The 20,184-nt window shown below is 71.5% G+C and carries 19 protein-coding genes; 13 read left to right on the top strand and 6 right to left on the bottom strand.

Annotated features, from left to right (window positions below; all coding sequences use genetic code 11):
- Positions 1 to 1,188 (top strand): imidazolonepropionase, encoded by a 1,188-nt coding sequence (gene hutI / locus ACWD5F_RS14265; RefSeq protein WP_451254210.1) that lies wholly within the window; start codon positions 1 to 3, stop codon positions 1,186 to 1,188.
- Positions 1,189 to 1,209: 21 nt separating this feature from the next.
- Here the strand turns inward: hutI and ACWD5F_RS14260 are convergent, their stop codons facing one another.
- From ACWD5F_RS14260 to ACWD5F_RS14250, 3 genes are all read right to left on the bottom strand, one after another.
- A complete protein-coding gene (locus tag ACWD5F_RS14260; RefSeq protein ID WP_451254208.1) occupies positions 1,210 to 2,715 on the bottom strand; it encodes a ricin-type beta-trefoil lectin domain protein in 1,506 nt (501 codons plus the stop codon).
- Positions 2,716 to 2,844: 129 nt separating this feature from the next.
- A complete protein-coding gene (locus ACWD5F_RS14255; RefSeq protein WP_451254206.1) occupies positions 2,845 to 3,252 on the bottom strand; it encodes a nuclear transport factor 2 family protein in 408 nt (135 codons plus the stop codon).
- Positions 3,249 to 4,649, bottom strand: coding sequence for an FAD-dependent oxidoreductase (locus ACWD5F_RS14250; protein WP_451254204.1), 1,401 nt, complete (start codon positions 4,647 to 4,649; stop codon positions 3,249 to 3,251). The genes ACWD5F_RS14255 and ACWD5F_RS14250 overlap by 4 nt, the downstream gene beginning before the upstream one ends.
- 264 nt (positions 4,650 to 4,913) lie before the next feature.
- On the opposite strand from ACWD5F_RS14250, the gene ACWD5F_RS14245 reads away from it, so the two are divergent.
- Positions 4,914 to 5,900, top strand: a complete 987-nt coding sequence (locus ACWD5F_RS14245; RefSeq protein WP_451254202.1) for a helix-turn-helix transcriptional regulator — start codon at positions 4,914 to 4,916, stop codon at positions 5,898 to 5,900.
- Positions 5,901 to 6,121: 221 nt separating this feature from the next.
- On the opposite strand, the gene ACWD5F_RS14240 is transcribed toward ACWD5F_RS14245, so the two are convergent.
- Positions 6,122 to 7,027 carry an RNA polymerase sigma factor SigF gene (locus ACWD5F_RS14240; RefSeq protein ID WP_451254200.1) on the bottom strand — a complete coding sequence of 302 codons (906 nt, stop codon included), beginning with the start codon at positions 7,025 to 7,027 and terminating at the stop codon, positions 6,122 to 6,124.
- A gap of 249 nt (positions 7,028 to 7,276) precedes the next feature.
- Here ACWD5F_RS14240 and ACWD5F_RS14235 point away from each other — a divergent pair, with 249 nt between their 5' ends.
- The 6 genes from ACWD5F_RS14235 to ACWD5F_RS14210 all read left to right on the top strand — a co-directional run bounded on the left by ACWD5F_RS14235 (position 7,277) and on the right by ACWD5F_RS14210 (position 12,574).
- On the top strand, positions 7,277 to 7,654 hold the full coding sequence (locus ACWD5F_RS14235; RefSeq protein WP_401716828.1) for an STAS domain-containing protein: 378 nt from the start codon (positions 7,277 to 7,279) through the stop codon (positions 7,652 to 7,654).
- Positions 7,655 to 7,871: 217 nt separating this feature from the next.
- The gene (locus ACWD5F_RS14230; RefSeq protein WP_451254198.1) at positions 7,872 to 8,429 is read left to right on the top strand and encodes an ATP-binding protein; all 558 of its coding nucleotides are present in this window, start codon (positions 7,872 to 7,874) and stop codon (positions 8,427 to 8,429) included.
- Positions 8,430 to 8,580: 151 nt separating this feature from the next.
- Positions 8,581 to 9,273, top strand: a complete 693-nt coding sequence (locus ACWD5F_RS14225) for an LPXTG cell wall anchor domain-containing protein (RefSeq protein WP_451254196.1) — start codon at positions 8,581 to 8,583, stop codon at positions 9,271 to 9,273.
- Between the two features lie 33 nt (positions 9,274 to 9,306).
- A complete protein-coding gene (locus tag ACWD5F_RS14220; protein WP_451254194.1) occupies positions 9,307 to 10,131 on the top strand; it encodes a hypothetical protein in 825 nt (274 codons plus the stop codon).
- On the top strand, positions 10,128 to 11,270 hold the full coding sequence (locus tag ACWD5F_RS14215) for a hypothetical protein (RefSeq protein WP_451254192.1): 1,143 nt from the start codon (positions 10,128 to 10,130) through the stop codon (positions 11,268 to 11,270). Before ACWD5F_RS14220 ends, ACWD5F_RS14215 begins: the two co-directional genes overlap by 4 nt.
- Before the next feature lie 86 nt (positions 11,271 to 11,356).
- On the top strand, positions 11,357 to 12,574 hold the full coding sequence (locus tag ACWD5F_RS14210; RefSeq protein ID WP_451254190.1) for a hypothetical protein: 1,218 nt from the start codon (positions 11,357 to 11,359) through the stop codon (positions 12,572 to 12,574).
- 68 nt (positions 12,575 to 12,642) lie between these two features.
- Here ACWD5F_RS14210 and ACWD5F_RS14205 read toward each other — a convergent pair whose 3' ends face one another.
- Complete coding sequence (locus tag ACWD5F_RS14205; protein ID WP_401716845.1) at positions 12,643 to 14,139, bottom strand: oligopeptide:H+ symporter; 1,497 nt, start codon at positions 14,137 to 14,139, stop codon at positions 12,643 to 12,645.
- Positions 14,140 to 14,468: 329 nt separating this feature from the next.
- Between ACWD5F_RS14205 and ACWD5F_RS14200 the strand changes: the two genes are divergently transcribed.
- Together ACWD5F_RS14200 and ACWD5F_RS14195 are read left to right on the top strand one after the other, a co-directional pair.
- Complete coding sequence (locus tag ACWD5F_RS14200; RefSeq protein ID WP_124003719.1) at positions 14,469 to 15,146, top strand: response regulator transcription factor; 678 nt, start codon at positions 14,469 to 14,471, stop codon at positions 15,144 to 15,146.
- 149 nt (positions 15,147 to 15,295) lie between these two features.
- Entirely contained in the window at positions 15,296 to 16,576 is a 1,281-nt protein-coding gene (locus ACWD5F_RS14195; RefSeq protein WP_401716850.1) for an ATP-binding protein, read from the top strand.
- A gap of 16 nt (positions 16,577 to 16,592) precedes the next feature.
- Here the strand turns inward: ACWD5F_RS14195 and ACWD5F_RS14190 are convergent, their stop codons facing one another.
- A complete protein-coding gene (locus tag ACWD5F_RS14190) occupies positions 16,593 to 17,102 on the bottom strand; it encodes a GtrA family protein (RefSeq protein WP_451254186.1) in 510 nt (169 codons plus the stop codon).
- Positions 17,103 to 17,320: 218 nt separating this feature from the next.
- On the opposite strand from ACWD5F_RS14190, the gene ACWD5F_RS14185 reads away from it, so the two are divergent.
- The 3 genes from ACWD5F_RS14185 to ACWD5F_RS14175 are packed head-to-tail and all read left to right on the top strand — an operon-like array spanning position 17,321 to position 20,180.
- Complete coding sequence (locus tag ACWD5F_RS14185; protein ID WP_451254184.1) at positions 17,321 to 18,460, top strand: 5-(carboxyamino)imidazole ribonucleotide synthase; 1,140 nt, start codon at positions 17,321 to 17,323, stop codon at positions 18,458 to 18,460.
- The gene (purE, locus tag ACWD5F_RS14180) at positions 18,457 to 18,996 is read left to right on the top strand and encodes a 5-(carboxyamino)imidazole ribonucleotide mutase (protein ID WP_401716859.1); all 540 of its coding nucleotides are present in this window, start codon (positions 18,457 to 18,459) and stop codon (positions 18,994 to 18,996) included. The genes ACWD5F_RS14185 and purE overlap by 4 nt, the downstream gene beginning before the upstream one ends.
- A gap of 5 nt (positions 18,997 to 19,001) precedes the next feature.
- Positions 19,002 to 20,180 (top strand): dipeptidase, encoded by a 1,179-nt coding sequence (locus tag ACWD5F_RS14175; protein WP_451254182.1) that lies wholly within the window; start codon positions 19,002 to 19,004, stop codon positions 20,178 to 20,180.
- Positions 20,181 to 20,184 lie beyond the last annotated feature (4 nt).

Raw genomic sequence — 20,184 nt, 5'->3', positions numbered from 1 at the left:
ATGAGCAGCAGCACCGGCACCAGCACCGTCATCACCAACATCGCCACGCTGGTCACCAACGACCCCTCCCTCGGTGACGGATCCCCCCTCGGACTGATCCAGGACGCGGCGCTCGTCATCGACGGCGACCGGGTCGTGTGGACCGGTGAATCCAGCAAAGCACCCGCCACTGACAACCGGGTCGACGCCGAGGGGCGTGCGGTGCTGCCCGGGTTCGTCGACTCGCACTCGCACCTCGTCTTCGCGGGCGACCGCACGCAGGAGTTCAACGCCCGGATGTCCGGCCGCTCCTACACCGCGGGCGGCATCCGCACGACGGTCGCGGCCACCCGGGCCGCGAGCGACGAGGCGCTGGCGGCGAACCTCACCCGCTACCTCGCCGAGGCCCTGCGCCAGGGCACCACGACCTTCGAGACCAAGTCCGGCTACGGCCTGACCGTCGCCGACGAGGCCCGTGCCCTGCGCATCGCCGCCGCCCACACCGACGAGGTCACCTATCTCGGCGCGCACATCGTGTCGCCGGACTACGCCGACGACCCCGCCGGTTACGTCACCCTCGTCACCGGCGAGATGCTCGACGCCTGTGCGCCCTACGCCCGTTGGATCGACGTGTTCTGCGAGAAGGGCGCCTTCGACGGCGACCAGGCCCGCGCGATCCTCACCGCCGGCAGGGCCAGGGGCCTGCACCCGCGCATCCACGCCAACCAGCTCTCCTACGGTCCCGGCGTGCAGTTGGCGGTCGAGTTGGACGCGGCCAGTGCCGACCACTGCACCCACCTCACCGACGCGGACGTCGACGCCCTCGCGAGCGGCGACACGGTGGCCACGCTGCTGCCCGGCGCCGAGTTCTCGACGCGGGCCCAATGGCCGGACGCCCGGCGGCTGTTGGACGCGGGTGTGACCGTCGCCCTGTCCACCGACTGCAACCCGGGCTCGTCCTTCACCTCGTCCGTGCCGTTCTGCATCGCCCTCGCCGTGCGGGACATGGGCATGACCCCCGACGAGGCCGTCTGGTCCGCCACGGCCGGCGGCGCCCGCGCCCTGCGCCGCGAGGACGTCGGCCGCCTCACCGCGGGCGCCTACGCCGACCTCACCCTCCTCGACGCCCCGAGCCACGTCCACCTGGCCTACCGCCCGGGCGTCCCCCTCGTCACCGGCGTCTGGCGCCGGGGCGTCCGCCAGGTCTGAGCCCCCGTCCTGAGACCGGCCTCAGGCCGCCCCCGCCCGCCACCGCTGCTCCGCACCCCCGCTGAGCGGCTCCATTCCCACCCCTTCCCCGCCCTCCGGCGTCACGGCGGTCAGGATGGCGATCGCCGGGCGGATGACTCCGTCGGAGTCCACGGTGAAGGTCAGGTTGTCGCCGTTGTCGCCGTCCACCGAGTCGCACTCCCAGATGCCCACGCCCTTGTCCACGTCACCCCGGTTGTCGAGGCAGAAGTCCGGATCGGCGGCCGACTGCACGACCCCGCGCCCGGCGTCGACCCGCCAGCGCTGGGTGCTGGACCCGGAGCAGGGGGCCGTGATCACGTCCGTGCCCTTGGACAGGTCGCCGTCGCGGATGTCCAGGCAGCGGCCCGAGGAGACGTTCACGACCTGCGCGTAGGTGCCGTTCGGGGCGTGCGCCGCAGGGGCGGTGGGGGAGGGGCGGGTCGACTTGGAGGGGGTCGGACTCGGCTTCGGGGACGGGGAGTTCGACGGTTTGCCGGTGGTGGCGGAGGGCGACGGCGTGGCCGACACCGTCGCCGTCACCGTGACCTGCGGCGCGCTGCTCGGCGTACCGGCCGCGCCCGCCGCCTGCCCGGACGTGGGGGACGACGACGTGCCGCCCTGGGTGAGCAGCAGGACCAACAGCGGGGCCAGCGCCACCCCGAGGGCGGCCGAGGTGAGGACGATCCGCCGGGACGGTGGCCAGGAGGACGGCTTCACAAGGGTTTTGGGGCGCGGGGGCGGCTCGCTGCCGACGTACGCCGTGCCCGCCCACGGCAGCAGGCCCTCGGCGAGCGTGGTGCGCGGGGTGTCGCGCAGGGCGCACAACTCCTCGTGGGCGGCGGTGCAGTGCGGGCAGTGCGCCATGTGGGCGTGCAGGTCGGCGCTGTCGCGGGGGTGGGGCCGTACCGACTCCTCGATGAGCCGGCGGAAGTCGCCGCACCGCGGATCGTCGGAGGCGGCGAGCCGGGTGCGCAGACAGGCCTGGCCGAGGAGTTGGAGGGCCGCGTCGCTCTCGTACGCCACGTCTTCGGGGGTGATGCCGAGGAACAGGGCTGTCGTGGCGGCGGATTGGCGTTCCACCAGGCCGTACCAGACCAGGCCCTGGGCCCGGGACGGGAGCGTCTGGAAGGCGGCCGTCATCGTGGGTACGAGGCCGCCGGGGCCGGTCGTGTTGAGGACCAGGAGGAGTCCGGCGTCCAGTCCCGCGGCCCGGTCGTCCGTGGCCCAGGACGCGGCCACGCGGGCGGTGAGCAGCAGCAGGTGGTGGCGCCAGGGACCGCCGGGCTCGATGCCGCGGGCCGTCTCCCGGGCCGCCGAGGTGAAGGCCTGGGCGGCGAGTTGGCGGGCGGAGGCGTCGCCGGAGGCGCACAGGCGGGCGTAGCCGAGCACCGACTCCTGGTGGCGGGCGCGCAGTTCGTGCAGGGCCGGGTAGGCCGTGGCGGTGCTGGTGCGCAGCAGCTCGGTCAGCCGGGCGTCGGACGCGCCCGTGTGCACCCCGGTCTCCACAGAGTCCTCTTTTCCCGCCGGGCTCCTGACGTACCGGCCAGTTTGTGGGGACCATAGTGAGGCACGGGGACCGGTGGGAGAAGAGGTTTCTGTGGGTAACCCGGGAACGCTGCGGGAACGGCCCGAGGACTACCTGGGCGGCCGGGTGAACTCGTTGCGCAGGTCCGCGATCAGACCGTTCCCGTCGAGCGTCGCGTGCTCCACCCCCGCCACCGTCACGAGCCGGTCGTCGGTCGTGCGCGCCGCGCACACCCACTCGGCCCGCAGGGTGCCGTCGTCGAGCACGGTGCTGTTCCAGTAGTGCTTGGTGTCGGCGAAGGAGGCGAAGTGCGCGCGGTAGAACGCGGCGACGGCCGCATGACCGTGGACCGGCTCCGGGCCGATCCGCACCGTCGCCTCGGGGGCGAACAGCGCCAGGAGTTCGTCCAGCGCCGAGTCGTCGTGCACCGCGCGGTCGGCCAGACCGATGTAGCGGTCGATCGCGGTGCCGGTGCCGGTGGAGTCGGTGGTGGCGTCGGTGGTGCCGGTGTCCCTCACTTCGTCGAGCCCCCCTCGTTCGCCGCGACCGCCTTCGCCAGCAGGGCCGGGTCGGCCAGCGTGGCCGGGTGGCGCAGCATGTAGGAGACGTCGTGGAAGGCGCGCGTGACGTCCCCGTCGGAGAGGGTCGCGACGGTGATCTGTTCCATGGCCCAGCGCTGTCGCCGTACCTCCTCCGGCACCGCGGTGCCGTTGAGCGCGTCCAGGCGGGCCGCGTCGCCCCCCGCGGAGACCATCCAGGCGGCGTCCACGACAACCTGCTGGAGCCGGAAGAACTCCCGTGCCGCCGTGCCGAGTTCGGGGCTGCCGCCGAGGTAGGAGGCCAGGCAGGAGGCGTGCAGCGCGGCGGAGCTCATGCCCTGGCCGCGGATGGGGTTGAAGGACGCCACGGCGTCGCCCACGCTCACCAGACGGGCGGGGAAGCGGTTCACCTCGGTGAAGTGCCGCCGTCGGCTCTCGGCCTGGTGGTAGGTCACCACGTCGCCGGTGACGGCGCCGGCGGTGGCGGCGGCGAAGACCGGGGGCAGTTCGGCGCAGGCCGCGCGGAACGCGTCGAGGGTCCGGCCGGGCCGGCTGTCCCCGTACCCCATCAGCATGACGAGCCACTGCCGGTCCTCGATCGCGTTCGCCGCCGCGACGGACACCTCGCCCGAGGGGAAGTCCGGCGTGAAGATCCCCAGGGCGCACGCCGTCTCCAGGTCGGCGAACTCCGCCGGCCGCTCGAAGAGGGCCGTGGCGTAGTTGATCGGTGCTTCCAGGCGCTCCAGCCGGGGATGGTCGTAGCCGCTCTCCTTCAGCCAGGTGGACAGCCTGCTGGAGCGCCCCATGGCGTCCACGACGAAGTCCGCGTCCAGCACGTCCGGGTCCCCGCCGGCCGGGACGTGGCGCACACCGCTGACGGCGTCGTCGCGGTACCGCAGCCCGGTCGCCCGGCCGTGCAGGACGGACACGTTGGGCAGCGACGTGACCCGGTCGCGGATCAGGGACTCCAGCAGCGGGCGTCCGATCGCGAGCAGGTGGTGGTCCTCGCCGTCCCACGCCTGCGGTACGCCGTTGAGGGCGGTGACCTGCTTGTCGGGACCGGCGAAGGAGGCACCGCGTGCCTGCGCCTCCTTCGTGATCCCCGGCAGCCAGCGCTCCACCCACTGCTGACCGGCCGGCAGCAGCGTGTGCACCTGCTGGTCCTGGGGCACGCCGGTCCGTGACCCGGTCGCCGTGGAGATGTCGTCGCTCTCGAGGACCACGACCCGGCGGGCCCGGTCGGCGAGCACCCGCGCCGCCAGCAGCCCGGCGATGCTGCCGCCGAGCACACAGGCCGTGTCGAACAGCACGGGTACGTCGTCGGGCGGGTCGGCCTGGACGAGCTTCTCGAAGAGCGCGATCACGGACTCGGTCATGGAACTTGCTCCCGTGGGTGAGGGCAGGGTGTGCGGACAGGACATCAGGACTGGGCGTGCGGAGACAGGGCGCGAGCGCGGGGCGAGGTCACCTGCGCGACGCACGGCGCGAACCCCCGTGACGGCCACTCTCGCCGTCGCCGCCCGTCCGGGTCTTGTGCCGTCCGGCCACCTGTCCGGTACCTCCCTGCCAACCCCGCCGCCCCCGGGCCCCACGGGCGCGCCCCTTGGCGCCGCCCCGGCGCGCCCGCCTACCCTGGCCGCGTGGAGAGCGGCGGCATATCTGCCTGGCGGATCGGCGGTGACGGGCCGCCCCTGGTCGACGTCCGCGTGCCCTACGCCGACGAGAACCGGAACCACGTCCTGGTCAGCGAATGGCGACGCCAGTCGAGCGACATGGTGCCGCCGCCCCCGCTGCTGCTGCCCCGGCACAGCGAGGGGGCGTACCGGGTCCGCATCCGGGCCCAGCGGATGCTCGATCTCCAGGTCGAGGACCTGTCCAGCCACGCGATCTCCGGGAGCACGGGCGGTCCGGGCGGGCACCAAGGGGAGGGGATCGTCACGCACGTCACGTTCGGCGGCGAGTGGCGATTCGCCGCGCGGGGCCGACCGGGCCACGAGGTCAGGGTGGGAGCCGGGACCCTGTGCGTCCGCAAGAACGTGGAGCCGTGGGACTTCGAGGTGGACCGGGGCACCCGGGCGCTGGCGGTGACCCTGCCCGCGAGCGCGCTCCGCTTCCCGGCGAACACCCTCTCCGTCAGCGTCGAACAGACCTCGCCCGCCGCGCGGTTGCTGCTCGCCCACCTCCGGCTGTTCGCGGAGACGGCCGACCTGCTCGCACCCGCGTCCGCCGCGTCGGCGCGCGAGGCGGCGGTCGAGCTGTTCCGGGGAGTGCTGAACGAACAGGTCGTCGACGACGCGGAGTTCGCGCCGGCGCTGCTCGCGGCGGCGACGGACTACATCGAGGACCGGCTGCTCGACGGCGACGACCTGAGCCCCCGGGACATCGCGGACGCGCTCCATGTGTCGCCGCGCACGCTCTACCGGGTGTTCGCCCAGCACTCCGCCACGTCTTCGGTGATGGCCTACGTCCGTGAGCGGCGCCTCGAACGTGCCAGGGCGGAACTCGTCGCCACCCGGCTGACCGTGTCCGAACTGGCCGCCCGCTGGCGCTTCGCCGACAGCAGCCACTTCGTCAAGGCGTACCGCAAGCGCTTCGGCGAGACCCCGACCACGACCCGCCGCGGCTGACGGCCAGGGTCTGTCCGGCGGATCGGGCCGCTGCGAGGCGCGGTGCTTCTTGGCCGGGCCGGGCGGGGTCCGGTGCACGCGGTTGCAAGGCGGAGGAGACGCCGACATCAGCTCGCCGGCCAAGCCCTGAACGCACTGAGCGCGGCGCACAGGCGCCGCGCTCAGTGGAGGTAACCGAGGCCGGGAATGTCAGTCAAAGGGCTTGGCGGCGGCGGGAGTTGTCACTCCTCGACGGTCAGGCCCTTGCGCAGCCGCACCAGGGTCCGGGTCAGCAGCCGCGACACGTGCATCTGCGAGATGCCGAGCTCGTCGCCGATCTCGGACTGGGTCATGCCCGCCACGAAGCGCAGCGAGAGGATCTGCCGGTCCCGGGACGGCAGCGCGGCGATCAGCGGCTTGAGCGACTCGACGTACTCGATGCCCTCGATGCCGTGGTCCTCGTAGCCGATCCGGTCCGCGAGGGCGCCCTCGGCGTCGTCCTCCTCGGGCTGGGCGTCCAGCGAGGAGGCGGTGTACGCGTTCGACGCGGCCATGCCCTCGACGACCTCGTCGTTGGAGAGGCCGAGCCGCTCCGCGAGTTCGCCGACCGTGGGCGCCCGGTCGAGCTTCTGGGCCAGCTCGTCGCCGGCCTTGGCCAGGTCGAGCCGGAGTTCCTGCAGCCTGCGCGGTACGCGTACGGACCACGAGGTGTCACGGAAGAAACGCTTGATCTCGCCGACGATGGTCGGCATGGCGAAGGTCGGGAACTCCACGCCCCTGGAGAGCTCGAAGCGGTCGATCGCCTTGATCAGGCCGATGGTGCCGACCTGGATGATGTCCTCCATCGGCTCGCTGCGGGAGCGGAAGCGGGAGGCGGCGAACTTGACCAGCGCGAGGTTCAGCTCGACGAGGGTGTTGCGGACGTAGGAGTACGCGTGGGTGCCCTCTTCGAGGGACTCCAGGCGCGCGAAGAGCGTCTTGGACAGCGCTCGTGCGTCGACCGGCCCCACCTCGTCGAACGGGGGGATGTCCGGAAGCCCGGCGAGTACATCCGTTTCGGTGCGCTCGATGGGATCCAGATGTTCCTGTTCCGGAAGGGGTGTCGACGTCGCCTGTGGGGTGTGCGGTGCGTCGAGCCGGGGTGACATGATGTCCTCCATCGTTCTCGGCATATGGCTGCCGAAGCCAGTGCGTGCACTGCGGTGTGCGGCGCCTCCAAAGCCGGCCGTGTCGGTTACGTACCTCTAGCCCTATCCGGTTTCGCACGCCTGCCGCAAGTGCTCTCTGTGTCGATATGTCCGCTTTCAGGCGGTTGTTCGGGTGTCGGAGAGTGTGAGGAAGGCGTAGTGTTCGAGGGCACATCAGTCAGCAGCCACCACGTCGGGAGACAAGACGGCATGGACCGCGGGACGGTCGGCAGCGCACAGTCCGGTCGGCTACTGGTCGAGGTGCGGGAAGAGGGCCACAGTGCCGTCGTGACCGCTGCGGGTGAGTTGGATCACCACACCGCCGACCTGTTGCGCGAGCCGCTCGACGATTGCCTCGACAAGGGATTCAACCGGCTCGTCGTGGACTGTTCACGACTGGAGTTCTGCGACTCCACCGGTCTCAACGTACTGCTCGGCGCCCGGCTGAAGGCCGAGGCCGCCGGGGGTGGGGTGCATCTCGCCGCGATGCTGCCGGTGGTGGCGCGCGTCTTCGAGATCACCGGCGCGGACGCGGTCTTCTCCGTCCACGACACCCTCGAAGCGGCCCTGGCCGGCGAGACGGGCTGAGGCGCGTGCGGGACACCGGCTGCCCGGCACGGGCGTTCCTGTCGGCGGGGGATTTTCCGGGCGTTACGCGTTCTGCGTCACATCGGGGGGTGTTCCGCCGGTTCCGTCGGGCAGGAGACATCCTGAACATGGTCTGCGGGCACAGTGACGGATCGGCCGTCGATGTACGTACTGACTTCTGAATCGTGAACTGGTGAATCGGTGAGGTGAAGCGCTGATGAGCACCACCCGGCCTTACCCGCCGGGCGACCGCGGCCCGGAGCCCGGCGGCGCTTCCGGGGCGTCCGACGGGGGCGTGGCGGCGGCGACCGGGGGAGATGGGGATGCGGCCGTGCCGCCGGCGGCGGCTGCGGCGGCCCCGGTGGGCCGGCAGGTCCGCACGCTGAACTTCGACGGCGCGAGCGGGGTCGTACCCCTCGCCCGTGACTTCGCCCGTCAGGCGCTGTACGAGTGGGGCTGGCTGCCCGCCGCGTCGGCCGACCGGCGGGCCACCGCGGAGGACGTGCTGCTCGTGGTCTCCGAGCTGGTCACCAACGCCTGTCTGCACGCCGAGGGTCCCGACGAGCTCTGGATCAGCGGCGACAGCAAGGTCATCCGCGTGGAGGTCTCCGACCGCGGCAGCGGCGAGCCGGCCCCCCGCACCCCGCACCGCGCGGGCCGCCCCGGCGGCCACGGCATGTTCATCGTGCAAAGGCTCTGCCTGGACTGGGGGGTCATGCGGACCCCGGGTGTGCCCGGCAAGAAGGTGTGGGCGGAGCTGGGCGCCCCGGCCTGACGCTCCCGCACCCAGGAGCACCCTCTCCACTCGAATCCCCTTGCGTGCGCGCCGGATCCCCACAACTCCGGCGCGCATCGTGTCTTCCTTCCTCACGACCCCGGGCGTACCTTGACGGCCGATCTGATGTGCCGTCAGGAATGAGGGGATCGTGTCGTACCACAAACGAACCGCCGCGCTCGCGTCCGTCGCGGCCCTGGCCGGCTCGGCGGTGCTGCTGACCGCCCCCGCAGCCAACGCCGAGGTCGTGAGCGTCAACTACCAGTGCAAGACGCCGATCGGTGACAAGAGTGCCGTCTCGCCCATCGACATCAAGGGCGTCGAGAGCGGCAGCGGCTACAAGATCACCATGTCCTGGCAGAAGGGCGTCTCCTCGAGCCCGGTCGAGCTGGGCAAGGGTGCGATGAACCCGAGCGCCACCATCAAACTGGGCGGCGCCGACAGCGGGACGATGAACGTCACCGGACCCGCCAACCAGGCCGCCATCCCGGCCAACACCCCCATAAAAATCAACGACTTGACGGGTACGTACACCCCGAAGGCCACCGGGAAGGTCACCTTCGCCCCGGCGATCCTCACCATCAAGGCGCTCGGCACCACCACCACGTGCACGCCCTCCAACAGCCCGGGCGCCGCGCTGACCCTCGACGTGACCGCGGCGGGCGGCTCCTCGTCCACGGGCGGCACCTCCCAGAGCGGTACGGACTCGGGCGGCTCGTCCCTCCCGCAGACCGGCCCGGACGACTCCGCCATCGCACTCGGCACCCTCGGCGGCACGGTGCTGCTCGCGGGCGCGGCGGGCGCACTGTGGCTGACCAGGCGGGGCCAGGCGGTACGCCGCTGACGACACCTTCCGTACGACCGCTGGAGCCGCCGGATGCGTGTCCTGTTCCTGTCCGCTTTGCTGCTGCTGGCCGCCGCCCCGCAGGCGAGCGCCGCCGAGGGCTGGTCCCTCGCGCCCGCCGGCGGCTCCCGCCCCGCCTTCTACGCCGAGGGCGAGCCCGGCACGCCCCTGCGGGACACGGTGTCGGTGACCAACCGTGGTCAACGACCCGTCACCGTACGGCTGTCCGGCACGGGCTCCGGCGTCCGGATCGCCTTCGCCGAGAGCCGGGTACGGGTGCCCGCCCGCACCCGCGCCGACATCCCCTTCACGGTGACCGCCACCGGGGACCGCACCGGCGAGCTCGTCGCCCGTGACCAGGACGGCCGCCGCGCCACGGTCCCGCTCCGCCTGCGCGCGGCCGCCCCGGCCCTGTCCGCGCTGACCGTCGAACACGTCACTGTGCACGCCGACCACATCGCGTACGAGCTGGTCAACCGCGGTACGACCGTGCTGGTGCCGCGCCTGGCCGTGCACGCGGACGGCCTCCTCGGCCCGGTCCTGGACCGCGCCCCACGCACCCTGCCCGTCCACCTCCGCCCCGGCGAACGCCTCGACCTCACCGAACCCTGGCCCGACCACCCCGCCCTGGACGCGGTCGACGTCCGGCTCACGGCGACGGCGGCCGACGGAGCCCACGCGAGCGCGCACACCTCGGCCCGGTTCGTGCCCTGGGGCGCGGTGGCGGGGGTCGCGTGCGCGATGGCCGCCGGGGGCGCCCTGATGGTCGTACGACATCGGAGGCGGCGGGCGCGGGCGGCCGGCGGGGTGGCCCAACCCTCGCGTACGGAAGCCGAATTGACGGGAGCGGTGCTGTGAGCGGCAAGGTTCGGACACCTCGGCCCAAGGGTCGGATACCCGCGCTGGTCGCGGTGCTCGCGCTGCTGGTGCTGCCCTTGACGGGCACTGCCGCGGCGGCGGACGGGCCGGTCGTGAAGCTGTCCAAGTCCCAGGCGGGGACCGGTGGTTCGATCACCGTCAGCGGCAGCGGCTGGCGGGCGAACGCGCTGCTGATGGTGCTGATCTGCGGCCAGGCCACACCGGCCCGGGGTGTCGTCGGCGGCACCAACTCCTGTGCCAACAGCGACGGTCGAGCCGTCACCACCGACGCCAAGGGCGCCTTCGGCAAGAAGCTTCCGGTCGCCGAACCGCCCGTGCCGTGCCCGTGCGTGGTGCACGTGGCGACCGTGACCGGCGCGAAGGCGCAGGCCGACGCGGTCCTCCAAGTGGCGGGCCACGCGGTCGAACCGCTGCCCGCCGAGACCGCCGGCGGCCGGCTCTCGGTCCTCACCGACACCCGCCTCGACGGCTCCAGCGGGCTGCTCACCTGGTTCGGCGCCCCGCCTTCACGGACCCTCGACTTCACCGTCGGCAACGTCGGTACCGCCGCGGTGAAGAACCCCGTCTTCCAAGTCGGCACCTCCCACGGCGTGTTCGCCCCGCAGTGGGAGGAACAGGAGTGGCGCGGCACGATCGAACCGGGCGGGAAGGCGCGGATCAAGCTCCCCGTCGACCTGGCCGCGGGCGCGCACGGCGACTACACCGTCTCCCTCAAGTACAGCGGGAAGGTGCTCGCCGAACAGCCCTGGGGCGTGGGCCGGCCGTGGGGCGTGACCGTGTTCTGGATCCTGGTCTGCGTAGTCGTGCCGGCCGCGCTGTTCCGTATCGGCATGGCGGTCGTCGACCGGGTCCGCCCGCGCCGCGCGGGCGGACTGCGCCACCGAGGCCTGCACCTCCCCGAACTCTCCCTGCGCCGCCCGAAGTTCACGATCACCCGGGCGCCCGCCGAGGAGCCCCTCGTCGCTTCGACCCTGCCGTGGTTCACCCCGGACTCCGATCCGGGCACGGCCGGTCGGCTCTCCGCACCGCACGACGACAGCCAGCCGAGTCCTACGGCTCCGGCGAGTCCCACGACTCCCGCGGGTCCGACGACTCCCACCAGGAAGGGATCCACGTGAGACAGCCGAGGAGAGCCACACCGGCCCGGAGAGCGGGGGCGGCGGGCGCCGCCCTGGCCCTGTGTTCGGCCGGCGTCCTATTGGGCATGGCCGCCGCGCCCGCGCAGGCCGCCGAGGTGTCGTACGCCACCCACTGCGTACCGCCCGCCGGTATCGATCCGGTCGACGGCACCACGAAGGTCGAGATCACCGCGCCGGCCACCGCGAAGGTCGGCGACACCGTCGACATCGTCTGGAAGTTCACACAGGCCGCGTCCAAGAACCCCGACATCATCGACCTGCCCGCGAACTCGGTGCAGCCCTCGGGCACGCTCAAGGCGGCCGGCGCGCAGACCGCGTCCGTGGCGATGCAGGGGCCGCGCGAGAACCCGGCCATCCCCAAGGGCGCCACCATGGTGCTGTCCGACATGAAGGGCTCGCTGAAACTGACGACGGCCGGGTCGGTGACCCTGACCCCGGACGCCTACAAGGTCAACGCCTTCGGCACCGACACCCAGTGCGCGCCGACGGTGACGGTACAGCCGGCGGCGACGATCACGGTGACGGCGGGCGACGGCGGCGGCACGGACACGCCGACGCCGACGGACACTCCGACGGAGACGCCGACCGACACGCCGACCCCTTCGGACACGCCCACCGCCACCCCCAGCGAGAGCGACGGCACCGGCGGCCAGACCGACTTCACCGGCAAGGAGGTCGACATCCCGTACACCTGCCAGTCGCCCCTGGGTGAGAAGAAGGCGACCTCGCCGATCCAGATCAACGCCAAGAAGGACGGCGGCGACTTCGACCTCACGGTGCAGTTCAAGAAGTCGGTGATGGACAGCCCGGCCGACATCCCGGCGGGCTCGGTCAAGCCGTCGATGGACGTGATCGTGGCCGGCGCCGACTCGGGCTTGGTGCACGTGGAGGGCCCGCTGAACGCGGACGCCATCAAGACCGGCGACCCCATCGCCATCCCCGACCTCACCGGCACCTACAAGCCGGGCGCGAGCGGCTCCTCCACCCTCTCCCCGGGCATCCTCACGATCGAGGCCCTCGGCACCACCACGACCTGCACACCGGACAGGACCGAGGTCTCCCTGACCCTGGACACGACGGAACAGGCGAGCGGAGTGGCGGGCGGTTCGTCGACCTCGGGCGGCAGCACGACGTCCGGCACGTCGTCGACGGACGGGGGCCTGGCGGCGACGGGTGCGGACGACCACGGGGCGCTGAAGGCGCTGGGACTGGTGTCCGGCACGGCGATCCTGCTGGGCGGGGCCGTCTTCACGTTCATGCCGGGCCGGAGAAGGACCAGGTAGGAGCGAAGGGTCACCGCGTCCGGCGAGGGAGGCGGTGACCCTTCGTGGATCTCTGGACCGGGCTTACGTCAGTGCACGTCGCCCATCAGCTCGCGGACCTTCCTGCGGTACATCCACACCGCCGTGCCCGCGATCACCGCGAGCACCGCTTCCAGGGCGACGATGCCCGTCTTGTTGAGGTCGACGCCGGCGATGGAGAGCAGGCCCGTGGTCGCGTCGCCGGCGGTGACCGCCAGGAACCAGACGCCCATCATCTGCGAGGCGTACTTCGCCGGGGCCATCTTCGTGGTGACCGAGAGGCCGACCGGGGAGAGGGTCAGCTCGCCGACGGTCTGGACGAAGTAGATGCCGACCAGCCACAGCGCCGCCGCCTTGTGGCCGCCGTCCGCGATCGCCAGCGGGGCCAGGAAGAGGAAGAAGGACGCGCCGATCAGGACCAGGCCCATCGCGAACTTCGTCGCCGTGCTCGGCTCCTTGCCGCGCCGGGCCAGCGCCAGCCACGCCCAGGCGAAGACCGGCGCGAGCGCCATGATCATGACCGGGTTGACCGACTGGTACCAGGAGACCGGGAACTCCCAGCCGAAGACCGTGTTGTCGGCGGAGGAGTCCGCGAACAGGGACACGGTCGAGCCGCCCTGGTCGTAGATCATCCAGAACACGGCCGCCGCCACGAAGAACCAGATGTACGCGGACATCTTCGACTGCTCGGCCCGGTCGAGGTCCTTGTCCCGCTTGATCCGGGCGATGACCAGTACCGGGATGACCAGTCCTGCCACGGTGATCGGGACCAGCAGCCAGTTCAGGGTGTAGTGGCCGGAGAAGCCGACGACCGCGTAGAAGACGATCGCGACGGCCGCCCAGAAGCCCGCCTTGCGCAGCGTGGCCGCCTTCTCCTCGGCGGACATCGGCGTGGGGACGATGTCGGAGCGCGAGCTGAGGTGACGGGTGCCGAGCAGGAACTGGGCCAGCCCCAGTGCCATGCCGAGCGCGGCGAGCGCGAAGCCCAGGTGCCAGTTGACGTTCTCGCCGACGGTGCCGATCACCAGCGGCGCGGCGAACGCGCCCACGTTGATGCCGATGTAGAAGACCGTGAAGCCACCGTCGCGGCGCGGGTCGTCCGGGCCGTCGTAGAGGTGGCCGACCATCGTGGAGATGTTGGCCTTCAGCAGGCCCGAGCCGATCGCGACCAGACCGAGACCGCCGTAGAAGGTGCCCGCGCTCGGCAGCGCCAGGGTGAGGTGGCCGAGCATGATGATCACGCCGGCGACGGCGACGGTCCTGCGGGGGCCCAGGACCCGGTCCGCGAACCAGCCGCCGGGCAGGGCGAGCAGGTACACGAGCGACAGGTACACCGAGTAGATCGCGGTAGCGGTGGCCGCGCTCAGGTGCAGGCCGCCCGGGGCGACCAGGTACAGCGGGAGCAGGGCTTTCATGCCGTAGTAGGAGAAGCGCTCCCACATCTCGGTCATGAAGAGAGTGGCCAGTCCGCGGGGGTGGCCGAAGAAGGTCTGCTCGGAACCGGGGGTGCCCGGAGTCACCGAGTCCTTCGTCAGGCTGGACGCCATGGGTCGATCCTTGCTGCTGGGGTCACGCGCGCGTTTCTTTCAAGGCCGGTGAGAGCCGGCCCGCACACAAAAGAGACCTTCAGCGTCATTTCCTCGCCAAAGGTCCCCACGGTGCCGCACGCGCCCGATCACCATACGGCAGGACACTGCCGGATATGGAAGGACTTGAGACACGGATCACAGGTGGCGGCGGAACCGCAAGCCTGTTTCCAAGGTCCCTCCCACGATCGCATCCCACAGACAGAGGTTCGCACCAGAACGCCCAAAGGTAAGAATCATGGGGGCCGATCACACCCCAGCTCAGGTAAAGAGCGGTCTACCATCACCTCATGACCCGTGTACTGCTCGCCGAGGACGACGCGTCCATCTCGGAGCCGCTGGCCCGCGCCCTGCGCCGGGAAGGCTATGAGGTCGAGGTGCGTGAGGACGGCCCCACCGCGCTCGACGCCGGGATCCAGGGCGGCATCGACCTGGTCGTGCTCGACCTCGGTCTGCCCGGCATGGACGGCCTGGAGGTCGCCCGCCGCCTGCGCGCCGAGGGGCACGCCGTGCCCATCCTCATCCTGACCGCGCGCGCCGACGAGGTGGACACCGTCGTCGGCCTCGACGCGGGCGCGGACGACTACGTCACCAAGCCCTTCCGGCTGGCCGAACTGCTGGCCCGGGTGCGGGCGCTGTTGCGGCGCGGTGCGGCGGAGCCGGCGCAGCCACCTGCCACGCACGGCGTGCGCATCGACGTGGAGTCGCACCGGGCGTGGATGGGGGACGAGGAGCTTCAGCTCACCGCCAAGGAGTTCGACCTGCTTCGGGTGCTTGTGCGGGACGCCGGGCGGGTGGTGACCCGGGACCAGTTGATGCGGGAGGTCTGGGACACGACGTGGTGGTCGTCGACCAAGACGCTCGACATGCACATCTCCTGGCTGCGCAAGAAGCTCGGGGATGATGCGGCGAACCCTCGGTACATCGCCACGGTGCGTGGTGTGGGGTTCCGGTTCGAGAAGAGCTGACGCCTGCTCGCCGTAGGACCGATGCGACGATGGCGAGTGCGGGTTGTTTGTGGCTGGTCGCGCAGTTCCCCGCGCCCCTGAAAGACAAAGACAAAGACAGGGGCGTCTGCGTCCTCGCCCCCTGTTGAGTCACCGCCCGGAGGAAGTTCGTGCGCCGTCGTCTTATTCAGTCCACCCTGGCCGTCGTGCTCGTCGTGATCGCCGTCTTCGGGGTGTCTCTCGTCATCGTCGAGACGCGGACCATCAGCAACAGCGCGCAGGAACGGGTGAGTTCCGAGGCGCAGCGGCTGGCGAGCATCGTGGACAGCCGGCTCATCGGGGCCGGGACCGTGAACGCCGAGGTGCTGCGGAGCCAGGTGACGCAGGATCGGTTCGCCGTGATCCGGATCCCCGGTGAGCCCGTCATCGAGGTCGGCACCCGGCCCGAGGGCGAGGTCATCCGCGGGCACGCCAAGGGGGAAGAGGGCGAGACCGTCGTCGTCGAGGAGCCCCGGTCGACCGTCACGCGCGAGGTCGGCCGAACGCTGCTGATCATCGGCCTGGTCGCGCTGCTCGCGGTGATCGCCGCCGTACTGCTGGCGATCCGCCAGGCCAACCGGCTCGCCTCCCCGCTCACCGACCTCGCCGAGACCGCCGAACGCCTCGGCTCCGGCGACCCGCGCCCCCGCCACAAGCGCTACAGCGTCCCCGAGCTGGACCGGGTCGCCGACGTCCTGGACGCCTCCGCCGAGCGCATCGCCCGCATGCTCACCGCCGAGCGCAGGCTGGCCGCCGACGCCTCGCACCAGTTGCGTACGCCGCTGACGGCGCTGTCGATGCGGCTGGAGGAGATCACCCTCACCGACGACCCGGACACGGTGAAGGAGGAGGCCAACGTCGCCCTCACCCAGGTCGAGCGGCTCACGGACGTGGTGGAGCGGCTGCTGACGAACTCCCGCGACCCGCGCACCGGCAACGCCGTCTCCTTCGACCTCGACGAGGTCATCCAGCAGCAACTCGCCGAGTGGCGCCCCGCCTACCGCAGCTCGGGCCGCGCGATCGTCAGCTCCGGCAAGCGGCACCTACAGGCCGTGGGCACGCCGGGCGCGGTGGCGCAGGTGCTGGCGGCGCTGATCGAGAACTCGCTCATGCACGGCGGCGGCACGGTCGCGCTGCGCACCCGTGTGGTCGGCAACCAGGCCGTCGTCGAGGTGACGGACGAGGGACCGGGGGTGCCCGCCGATCTGGGGGCGCGGATCTTCGAGCGGACCATCAGCGGCCGCAACTCCACGGGCATCGGCCTCGCGGTCGCCCGCGACCTCGCGGAGGCCGACGGAGGCCGCCTGGAGATGCTTCAGACCAAGCCCCCGGTATTCGGGCTCTTCCTCTCCCGCAATCCTCTGAAGCGCCCCCTGGACCCGGACGACGACGAACCCACGACGGTCCGCTAGGGGTCTAGGACGTGCCTCAGACGGCGCGCTGCTCCACAGTGGGCCGTACCGCGGTCTCCGCCTCCTCCAGGAACGACTCCGCGCTGGCGACGGCCTCGCGGGCCGGCAGGGCGCGGAAGACCCAGGAGCGGTAGGACCAGAAGCGGAAGAGGGTGGCGATGCCGATGCCGAGGAACTTGAAGATGTTGCTCTGCAGCGGGCTGTCCCAGCCGAAGCCGTAGGTCGCCGCGTACAGCACGCCGTTCTCGATCACCAGGCCGACCGCGCTGAACAGCAGGAACAGGGTCAGTTCCTTCGTCCGCCCGCCCTTGTCGCGGTCTCGGTAGGTGAAGTAGCGGAAGCCGACGTAGTTGAAGACGATCGCCACGACCGTGGCTATGACGCTCGCGCGGACCACCTGGAGGTCGGTGGAGTGCCGCATGAGGTTGAACACGCCGAGGTTGACGAGAAGCCCCGCGCCGCCCACCGCGCCGAATTTGGCGGCCTCGTGTACGAGCCTTCGCAGCCCGGAGGAACCACGTCCCATGGTCGTGCAGGCCCCCGTCCGGTCGGTTTCGTCAACCCAGCCATGCTAACCACCCCCTCTTCGTAATCTCCTGTGTACGAGCTCACAGCTGGGGAACAGCTTGGGAAGAGCTGCGGAAATGCCAGGGAAAAGCCGGGTAAGAGCCGATGGAGAACCGCTGGAGACCGGGAAGAACGGCCGGAAATCGGCGGCCCCGGTCCGGCCGATACCCTAGGAGCGTGACGTTCCCGGTAGTCGGCATGGTCGGCGGGGGCCAGCTCGCTCGTATGACACACGAGGCAGGCATCCCGCTCGGCATCAGGTTCAAGCTCCTCAGTGACACCCCTCAGGATTCCGCGGCGCAGGTCGTCAGCGATGTCGTCATCGGCGACTACCGCGACCTCGACACGCTGCGTGACTTCGCGCGGGGCTGCGATGTGATCACCTTCGATCACGAACACGTACCCGTCGAGCATCTACGGGCCCTGGAGGCGGACGGCATCCCCGTGCGCCCCGGCCCCGACGCGCTCGTGCACGCCCAGGACAAGGGCGTGATGCGGGCGCGGCTCGACGCGCTCGGGGTGCCGTGCCCACGGCACCGGATCGTGGCCGACCCGGCCGACGTGGCCGCGTTCGCGGCCGAGGGCGACGGGTTCCCGGTCGTCCTCAAGACCGTCCGCGGCGGCTACGACGGCAAGGGCGTGTGGGTCGTCGACTCGGTCGCCGAGGCCGAGGCCCCCTTCCGCGCCGGCGTCCCCGTCCTCGCCGAGGAGAAGGTCGACTACGTCCGCGAGCTCGCCGCCAACGTCGTCCGCTCCCCGCACGGCCAGGCCGTCGCCTACCCGGTCGTCGAGTCCCAGCAGGTGAACGGCGTCTGCGACACGGTCGTCGCGCCCGCCCCCGACCTCGACGAGTCCCTCGCCCTCGCGGCCGAGGAACTGGCCCTGCGCATCGCCAAGGAACTGGACGTCGTCGGCCACCTCGCCGTCGAGCTGTTCCAGACCCGCGACGGCCGCATCCTCGTCAACGAACTGGCCATGCGCCCGCACAACTCGGGCCACTGGACCCAGGACGGCGCGATCACCAGCCAGTTCGCCAACCACGTCCGCGCGGTCCTCGACCTCCCGCTCGGCGACCCGCGCCCCCGCGCGAAGTGGACCGTCATGGTCAACGTCCTGGGCGGCGACTACCCGGACATGTACTCCGCGTACCTGCACTGCATGGCCCGCGACCCCAAGCTCAAGATCCACATGTACGGCAAGGACGTGAAGCCCGGCCGCAAGGTCGGCCACGTCAACACCTTCGGCGACGACCTGGACGAGGTGCTGGAGCGCGCCCGTCACGCCGCCGGCTATCTGAGAGGCACGATCACCGAATGAGCCCCGTTGCAGGACCCGTCGTAGGCATCGTCATGGGGTCGGACTCCGACTGGCCGGTCATGGAGGCCGCCGCCAAGGCCCTCGACGAGTTCGAGATCGGGTACGAGGTCGACGTCCTCTCCGCCCACCGCATGCCGCGCGAGATGATCACGTACGGCGAGCGGGCCGACGGCCGCGGCCTCAAGGTGCTCATCGCGGGCGCGGGCGGCGCGGCCCACCTCCCGGGCATGCTCGCCTCGGTGACCCCGCTGCCGGTGATCGGCGTCCCCGTGCCCCTGAAGTACCTCGACGGCATGGACTCGTTGCTCTCCATCGTGCAGATGCCGGCCGGCGTCCCCGTCGCGACCGTCTCGGTCGCCGGCGCGCGCAACGCCGGTCTCCTCGCCGCCCGCATCCTCGCCACCCACGACGAGGAACTCCTCGGCCGCATGCGGGACTTCCAGCAGGAGCTGAACGACCAGGCCACCGAGAAGGGCAAACGCCTGCGCGCCAAGGTCGAGGGCGGCGGCACCGGCGGCTTCGGATTCGGCAAGTGACGGCGATGACGTCCCTCGAAGAGGCCCGCGCGCTGCTCGCCGAGTTCCCCGTCGTCGACGGCCACAACGACCTGCCCTGGGCGCTGCGCAAGCAGGTCGGCTACGACCTGGACTCGCGTGACATCGCCGCGCACCAGAACGCCCACCTGCACACCGACATCCCGCGGCTGCGCGAGGGCGGGGTCGGGGCGCAGTACTGGTCGGTGTACGTCCCCTCCGACCAGCCCGAGCCGGTCGCCGCGACGCTGGAACAGATCGACTGCGTACGGCAGTTGCTGGCCCGCTATCCGGCGGACCTGGCGCCCGCGCTGACCGCGGCGGACCTGGAGGCGGCGCGTCGGGAGGGTCGTATCGCCTCGCTCATGGGTGCAGAGGGCGGGCATTCCATCGCCAGCTCCCTCGGCACACTGCGGGGGCTGTACGCCCTCGGTGTGCGCTACATGACGCTCACCCACAACGACAACGTGCCGTGGGCGGACTCGGCGACGGACGAACCCGGCGTGGGCGGGCTCTCGGAGTTCGGCCGCGCGGTCGTGCGGGAGATGAACCGCGAGGGCATGCTCGTCGACCTCTCGCACGTGGCGGCGACGACGATGCGGGACGCGCTGGACGCGACCTCGGCGCCGGTGATCTTCTCCCACTCCTCCTCGCGGGCCGTCTGCGACCACCCCCGCAACATCCCGGACGACGTCCTGGAGCGGCTGCCCGCGAACGGGGGCGTGGCGATGGTGACGTTCGTGCCGAAGTTCGTGCTCCAGGCGGCCGTGGACTGGACGGCCGCCGCCGACGAGAACCTGCGCGCCCACGGACTGCACCACCTCGACACCAGCCCCGAGGCGATGAAGCTGCACCGCGCCTTCGAGGAGCGCAACCCCCGTCCGGTCGCCACGGTCCCGACGGTCGCCGACCACCTCGACCACATGCGCGAGGTCGCGGGCGTCGACCACCTCGGCATCGGCGGCGACTACGACGGCACGGCCTTCACACCCGACGGTCTGAACGACGTCTCCGGCTACCCCAACCTCATCGCGGAACTGCTGGACCGCGGCTGGTCGAAGTCCGACCTGGCCAAGGTGACCTGGCAGAACTCGGTACGGGTGCTGGGCGCGGCGGAGGACGTGGCGCGCGAGCTCCAGGCGACGCGGGGCCCGTCCAACGCCACGATCGAGTCCCTCGACGGCTGAGACG

This window comes from Streptomyces sp. NPDC002499 (assembly GCF_053595415.1).
The sequence above is the reverse complement of the archived record's forward strand: the minus strand, read 5'-3'. Positions and strand labels throughout refer to the sequence as shown.

Bases quoted from the DNA above. Each gene is read 5' to 3' on its own strand.
- hutI (WP_451254210.1), top strand. From the start codon at position 1: ATGAGCAGCAGCACCGGCACCAGCACCGTCATCACCAACATCGCCACG.
- ACWD5F_RS14250 (WP_451254204.1), bottom strand. From the start codon at position 4,649: ATGACCGAGTCCGTGATCGCGCTCTTCGAGAAGCTCGTCCAGGCCGAC.
- ACWD5F_RS14240 (WP_451254200.1), bottom strand. From the start codon at position 7,027: ATGTCACCCCGGCTCGACGCACCGCACACCCCACAGGCGACGTCGACA.
- ACWD5F_RS14235 (WP_401716828.1), top strand. From the start codon at position 7,277: ATGGACCGCGGGACGGTCGGCAGCGCACAGTCCGGTCGGCTACTGGTC.
- ACWD5F_RS14230 (WP_451254198.1), top strand. From the start codon at position 7,872: ATGAGCACCACCCGGCCTTACCCGCCGGGCGACCGCGGCCCGGAGCCC.
- ACWD5F_RS14220 (WP_451254194.1), top strand. From the start codon at position 9,307: ATGCGTGTCCTGTTCCTGTCCGCTTTGCTGCTGCTGGCCGCCGCCCCG.
- ACWD5F_RS14210 (WP_451254190.1), top strand. From the start codon at position 11,357: ATGGCCGCCGCGCCCGCGCAGGCCGCCGAGGTGTCGTACGCCACCCAC.
- ACWD5F_RS14205 (WP_401716845.1), bottom strand. From the start codon at position 14,139: ATGGCGTCCAGCCTGACGAAGGACTCGGTGACTCCGGGCACCCCCGGT.
- ACWD5F_RS14200 (WP_124003719.1), top strand. From the start codon at position 14,469: ATGACCCGTGTACTGCTCGCCGAGGACGACGCGTCCATCTCGGAGCCG.
- ACWD5F_RS14190 (WP_451254186.1), bottom strand. From the start codon at position 17,102: ATGGGACGTGGTTCCTCCGGGCTGCGAAGGCTCGTACACGAGGCCGCC.
- purE (WP_401716859.1), top strand. From the start codon at position 18,457: ATGAGCCCCGTTGCAGGACCCGTCGTAGGCATCGTCATGGGGTCGGAC.
- ACWD5F_RS14175 (WP_451254182.1), top strand. From the start codon at position 19,002: ATGACGTCCCTCGAAGAGGCCCGCGCGCTGCTCGCCGAGTTCCCCGTC.